At 60.4% G+C, this 6,076-nt stretch carries 6 protein-coding genes; 2 read left to right on the top strand and 4 right to left on the bottom strand.

The window, feature by feature from the left end; translation table 11 throughout:
- Nucleotides 1-60 precede the first annotated feature (60 nt).
- The 4 genes from NTD85_RS17695 to NTD85_RS17680 all read right to left on the bottom strand — a co-directional run bounded on the left by NTD85_RS17695 (nucleotide 61) and on the right by NTD85_RS17680 (nucleotide 3,988).
- Nucleotides 61-675, bottom strand: coding sequence for a C40 family peptidase (locus NTD85_RS17695; RefSeq protein ID WP_103485436.1), 615 nt, complete (start codon nucleotides 673-675; stop codon nucleotides 61-63).
- 225 nt (nucleotides 676-900) lie between these two features.
- Nucleotides 901-1,605, bottom strand: coding sequence for a DnaA regulatory inactivator Hda (gene hda, locus NTD85_RS17690; RefSeq protein WP_003223042.1), 705 nt, complete (start codon nucleotides 1,603-1,605; stop codon nucleotides 901-903).
- Nucleotides 1,606-1,824: 219 nt separating this feature from the next.
- Nucleotides 1,825-2,898 carry an AI-2E family transporter gene (locus NTD85_RS17685; RefSeq protein WP_003223041.1) on the bottom strand — a complete coding sequence of 358 codons (1,074 nt, stop codon included), beginning with the start codon at nucleotides 2,896-2,898 and terminating at the stop codon, nucleotides 1,825-1,827.
- 31 nt (nucleotides 2,899-2,929) lie between these two features.
- A complete protein-coding gene (locus tag NTD85_RS17680) occupies nucleotides 2,930-3,988 on the bottom strand; it encodes a DUF2066 domain-containing protein (protein ID WP_262142805.1) in 1,059 nt (352 codons plus the stop codon).
- Nucleotides 3,989-4,362: 374 nt separating this feature from the next.
- Here NTD85_RS17680 and purM point away from each other — a divergent pair, with 374 nt between their 5' ends.
- Both purM and purN read left to right on the top strand, forming a co-directional pair.
- Nucleotides 4,363-5,421, top strand: a complete 1,059-nt coding sequence (purM, locus tag NTD85_RS17675) for a phosphoribosylformylglycinamidine cyclo-ligase (protein WP_003223039.1) — start codon at nucleotides 4,363-4,365, stop codon at nucleotides 5,419-5,421.
- Nucleotides 5,421-6,068 (top strand): phosphoribosylglycinamide formyltransferase, encoded by a 648-nt coding sequence (gene purN, locus NTD85_RS17670; RefSeq protein ID WP_003223038.1) that lies wholly within the window; start codon nucleotides 5,421-5,423, stop codon nucleotides 6,066-6,068. Before purM ends, purN begins: the two co-directional genes overlap by 1 nt.
- The last annotated feature ends 8 nt before the right edge of the window (nucleotides 6,069-6,076 follow it).

Raw genomic sequence — 6,076 nt, 5'->3', positions numbered from 1 at the left:
GGTATCCGCGGGGGCCGGGCACCGTTTTTTGGCCCCACGGACGTGGCGACAACGGAGGAATTACTTGCGAGCGGTGACCACGGTCGGTGCCATCGCTAGGGCGCGTTTGGCTTCGATGAAGGTCTTGCTCCAGTAGCTGTCACCCAGGCTGTCGATGCGAACACCGCCGCTGCGACGACTGCTGGAGTGGATGAACTGGTTGTCACCCAGGTAGATCCCGGCGTGACTCACACGACCGCGACGACCATTGGTGGCAAAGAACAGCAGATCGCCCGGCTCAAGATTGCTGCGCGAGACCAGAGGGGCATCCACGTTGATCATTTCGCGAGTGGAGCGCGGCAGATTCATGCCAGCTTCTTCGCGGAACAGGTAACCGATGAAACCGCTGCAATCGAAACCGGCTTCAGAGGTACCGCCGAAACGGTAACGGGTACCGATCAGGGACATGCCGCGTTCGAGGATGCTGTCGGCCAGAACCGGGAGCTCGTACGGCTTCTTGTTGAAGTCCGAGAGTTCTTTTTCGGTGTCCAGCTCTTCCTGGTAAATAACGGAAGACTGAGCCGTGGCGGAATTTTTAACCTGTTGAGGCTGCTCTTGAACTGGAGAATGAGCAGCGCAACCGAACAACAGGGTGACGAGTGCGAGAGGCACGAGGGGTGCGAAGCGATTTAGCATGGGCACGACCGTGGCTGAAGTTGTAAAGAAGCCGAGACTATGCCCGCTATCGGCCTCATTTGCAAATTCAATCGATCTTTTTGTGACTTCCCGGTTTCTCGTTTACATCTAAGCGCTTAAGCCCACTTCAATCGATACGCGGTCTGCACACGGTGCGGAAAAGCGGATTTTCTGGCGCCTGAAATATGCCGAAACGTGCTCCAGCCCCCGTATTTCAAGGGCTGGCTACCAGCCGAGGGTTTCTTTCAGGAACGGAATCGTCAGCTTGCGTTGCGCCTGCAACGAGGCCTGATCCAGCTGTTCGAGCAGGTCGAACAATGCACTCATGCTGCGGGTGCCGCGGGTCAGAATAAAGTGTCCGACTTCATCGGTCAGGTGCAGACCGCGACGCGAAGCGCGCAATTGCAGGGCACGCAATTTGTCTTCATCGGAAAGCGGGCGCATCTGGAAGATCAGCGCCAGGGTCAGGCGCGATTTCAGGTCGGCCAGTTTCACCGGCAACTCGCGTGGCGAGGTTGAAGCAGCAATCAGCAAGCGCCGACCGCTGTCACGCAGACGGTTGAATAGATGAAACATCGCCTCTTCCCAGTCTGCCTTGCCGGCAATCACCTGCAAGTCATCCAGGCAGACCAGTTCGTACTGCTCAAGGTTGTCGAGGATTTCGATACCACGATCCATCAGCTCGGCCAGTGGCAGATACACCGCTGGCTCACCCATCTGCTCGAAACGCAGGCAAGCCGCCTGCAACAGATGCGTACGCCCTACCCCATGCTTGCCCCACAGGTAAATCAGGCTTTCGGTCCAGCCGGCGTCGGCTTCGCATAGGCGCTCGACATAGCCGAGTGCAGCGGCATTGGCGCCTGGGTAGTAGTTGATGAAGGTGGCGTCGTCACGCAGACGCACACCTAGGGGCAGCTGAATCGGTTTCATGCTGACTGAACAGTTCTCAAGGAACCGTTAGTGGCCTCTGTGTAAAGTTTGCGAAGTTTATACCCGTGAAGCGGAGCGCACAATGCGACAGACCCCAAGCAAAATCAAAGGTTTGCGTTAATGCGCTGGTTTTATGACAGTTTCTCTGACGCACTGCCGTGCGAACCCTGCGCAAAACGCAGGCCAACCCGGCGCAATGCCGGGCCGCCCGTGATCGGATTACAACTCGGGCTCATCTGTCCCGCTGTAGATATCCGAGTCCTTGTACAGATCGTGCACGTGACGCACCAGCACCATGATCACTGCCGCCACCGGCAGTGCCAGCAAGACACCGGTAAAGCCGAACAGCTCACCGCCGGCCAGAATCGCGAAGATCACCGCCACCGGATGCAGACCAATCCGGTCACCCACCAGCAGCGGCGTCAGCACCATGCCTTCCAGCGCCTGCCCGACCATGAACACCGCCACGATCCCGATCATCGGGTACAGGTCACCACCGAACTGGAACAGCCCGGCAATCAGCGCCGCGCCAATGCCGATCACGAAACCCATGTACGGCACGATGGCCGCCAGGCCTGCAATCAGGCCGATCAATAGCCCAAGCTCCAGACCAACAATCATCAGGCCCGCGGCGTAGATCACGCCCAGCGCCAGCATCACCAGCAACTGTCCGCGCACAAACGCGCCGAGCACCTCGTGGCATTCACCCGCCAGCGAGACGATGGTTTCTTCACGATCACGCGGCAGCAGGCTGCGGATCTTGGCCATCATCACGTCCCAGTCGCGCAGCAGGTAGAAACTCACCACCGGGATCAACACCAGATTCGCCAGCCAGCCGATCAGCGCCAGACTCGAGGCCGTCGCCTGACTCAACACCACACCGACGATGTCGGTCGTCTGGCCCATGTGCTCGCTAATCGCTGCCTTGACCTTGTCGAACTTCCAGAAGCCGTCCGACAACCCCAGCTTCGACTGCGCCCACGGCAGTGCAGTGTGCTGCAGCCAGTCGAGCATCTGCGGTGCCAGTTCGTACAAGCGCACCAACTGCTTGGCGAGCATCGGCACCAGCACCAAGAGCAACGTCGTGACGATCAGAGTGAACAACGCAAACACCGCGATCACGCCCCAGGTGCGTGACATGCCGAGACGTTCCAGGCGATCCACCAGCGGATCGAACAGATACGCCAGCAGCAGCGCCACCAGGAACGGTGTGAGGATCGGATGCAGCAACCAGACAAACGCGCAAAGCAGGACTACCCCACCGAGCCAGAACCAACGCCGCGAATCGGCCATGTATCACTCCTGCTTCTATATAAGGAAAGACTTACCAGCGAAACCGCAACGAAGGCGCTACCGGTGCAGGCGCCTGAGCCGCAACAGGCGCCGCACCTGCGACGGCTGGCTGCGGCGCTGCCACTGGCGTCGGTGCTTCGGCCGGCAACTCCTGCAACTTCGCCAGCGACAATTGCGAACGCAACTGATCGGCACTGCCGTTGACCCGATACACGATGCGATCACCCTCGACACTTTGCAGACGCACACCGAACGGTTCGAGTAACCGCAGCAGCGTGGCGTAATGCTCAAGATTCATGCCCTGCACTTCCAGCGTCTGTTGACCCGAAGCGCCAGGCTTGGCGACAAATCGCGGCGCCAGACGCTCGGCCACCGCCAGCATCACCGCATCGGCCACCGCGGCCTGATCGGCGCCCTGCACACTGCCGGCCTCTTTCTGATCGCCCAGCCATAGATGCCAGCTGGCTTGCCACTGCCCGCCCTGTTCGTGCGCATGCACCGCCAGCAAGGCATCCGCACCGTAACGCTCCGAGGCCCCGCGCAAAGGCGCGGGATCGGTGCCATCGAGTACCGGCGCCGTGGCGACCAATTGCTCACTCAGATCCGCCAGCGGCAAACGCAGCGGCAAGCCACGATGCTGAGCCGCAGAACGCAATGGTGCAGCCGCTGCCTGACCGTCGCCGACCAGACTCGAGCCTTCAGTCGAATCGTTCAGCCACCAGCTCAGAATCGACGGGCGACTCGCCCCCCACAACGAAAGCCCGGCCCGACGCAGCGCCTGCTCGGTGGTGGCCGGATCGAAATCGACTTTCAGCACCTCCGGCGGCCCGGCATCGAAACCGAACTGGCTGATGATCTGCTGCGGGTCCTTGCGAATCGCCGCCAGCCCCGGATTCTGCGGGGCCTTGGGGTCACCGGTCAGACGCAACACCAGCGTATCGAGCGCCGCCTGCGTGGCGCGATCACGCTCTTCCGGGGCCTGACTGCTCACCGGCTGGCGTACTTGATAAAGACCTTTGAGGTTTTCGGCATGACTCGCCAGGCTGACGACCGACAAACAACCCACAACCAACAATTTACAAAAACGCATGGAAAATTCCCGTCGACAGGAGCGGCTGGAACAGGCCGCGTGAACCGGTTAAGCAAGGCTGTGACAATCTGCCATCGCAAAACATTCACACGGTAGCGGTAAGTTTTTGCACAGTGATAACGATAGACGGTTAATTGCCACACCTTATACAGGCAGCTACCCGGCACAATTGCAAAAAATTTCCACCGATTATGCCCCTGCCCGTCGGCACGAGGATGGCCGCTGCCCCTCAAGCCTGATAAAATCGCGCGCCTTCGCAGACCGGCAACAGCCGGGCACCCCGAAATTCGCGTGAGGCCATCGCCCTCTCGATTTCGATGTTCCCGCTGAACTCGGTCGTTACCCCTGAATCCCCTCCCCTAAAGGCCTGGATCATGAGCAAGCAACCCTCCCTGAGCTACAAGGACGCCGGTGTAGACATCGACGCCGGTGAAGCATTGGTCGAACGCATCAAGAGCGTCGCCAAGCGCACTGCGCGCCCGGAAGTCATGGGCGGCCTGGGCGGTTTCGGCGCCCTCTGCGAAATCCCGGCCGGCTACAAGCAGCCTGTACTGGTTTCCGGCACCGACGGCGTTGGCACCAAGCTGCGCCTGGCGCTGAACCTGAACAAGCACGACAGCATCGGTATCGACCTGGTTGCGATGTGCGTCAACGACCTGGTGGTCTGCGGTGCCGAGCCCCTGTTCTTCCTCGACTACTACGCCACCGGCAAACTGAATGTCGACACCGCTGCCCAGGTTGTGACCGGCATCGGCGCCGGCTGCGAACTGTCCGGCTGCTCGCTGGTCGGCGGCGAAACCGCTGAAATGCCTGGCATGTACGAAGGCGAAGACTACGACCTGGCCGGTTTCTGCGTCGGCGTCGTGGAAAAGGCTGAAATCATCGACGGCTCGAAAGTCGCCACCGGTGACGCACTGATCGCCCTGCCATCGTCCGGCCCGCACTCCAACGGCTACTCGCTGATCCGCAAGATCATCGAAGTGTCCGGCGCTGACATCGAAAACATCCAGCTCGACGGCAAACCGCTGACCGACCTGCTGATGGCTCCGACCCGCATCTACGTGAAGCCGCTGCTCAAGCTGATCAAAGACACCGGCGCGGTCAAAGCCATGGCCCACATCACCGGTGGTGGCCTGCTGGACAACATCCCTCGCGTTCTGCCAAAAGGCGCTCAGGCCGTGGTTGACGTGGCCAGCTGGACTCGCCCGGCGGTCTTCGACTGGCTGCAAGAGAAAGGCAATGTCGACGAGACCGAAATGCACCGCGTGCTGAACTGCGGCGTGGGCATGGTGATCTGCGTGGCTCAGGAGCACGTTGAAGTGGCCCTGAACACCCTGCGTGACGCCGGCGAACAGCCTTGGGTCATCGGCCAGATCGCTGCCGCTGCCGAAGGCGCTGCACAGGTCGAGCTGAAAAACCTCAAGGCTCACTAATGCCTACCTGTGATGTCGTGGTGCTGTTGTCCGGCACCGGCAGTAACTTGCAGGCTCTGATCGACAGCACGCGGACCGGCGACAGCCCGGTTCGCATCGCTGCGGTGATTTCCAACCGCGCCGACGCCTATGGCCTGCAACGCGCCAGTGACGCGGGTATCGCCACCCGCTCGCTGGATCACAAGGCTTTCGAAGGTCGCGAGGCCTTCGATGCTGCCCTGATCGAACTGATCGACGAATTCAAACCGAAACTCGTGGTACTGGCCGGCTTCATGCGCATTCTCAGCGCTGATTTCGTGCGTCACTACCAGGGTCGCCTGCTCAATATCCACCCGTCGCTGCTGCCCAAATACAAAGGGTTACACACTCATCAGCGCGCGCTGGAGGCCGGCGATGCCGAGCACGGCTGCTCCGTGCACTTCGTCACCGAGGAACTCGATGGTGGACCACTGGTCGTACAGGCAGTAATACCGGTAGAGTTGCACGACACGCCGCAGACACTTGCGCAGCGAGTGCATGTCCAGGAACACCTGATCTACCCAATGGCCGTACGCTGGTTTGCCGAAGGCCGGCTGGCACTTGGTGAACAAGGTGCTTTACTGGATGGCCAGTTACTCGCGGCCAGCGGCCACTTGATTCGACACTAGGAGATTTT

Source organism: Pseudomonas sp. 13B_3.2_Bac1, assembly GCF_025466205.1.
Lineage (GTDB): Bacteria > Pseudomonadota > Gammaproteobacteria > Pseudomonadales > Pseudomonadaceae > Aquipseudomonas > Aquipseudomonas fluorescens_H.
The sequence above is the reverse complement of the archived record's forward strand: the minus strand, read 5'-3'. Positions and strand labels throughout refer to the sequence as shown.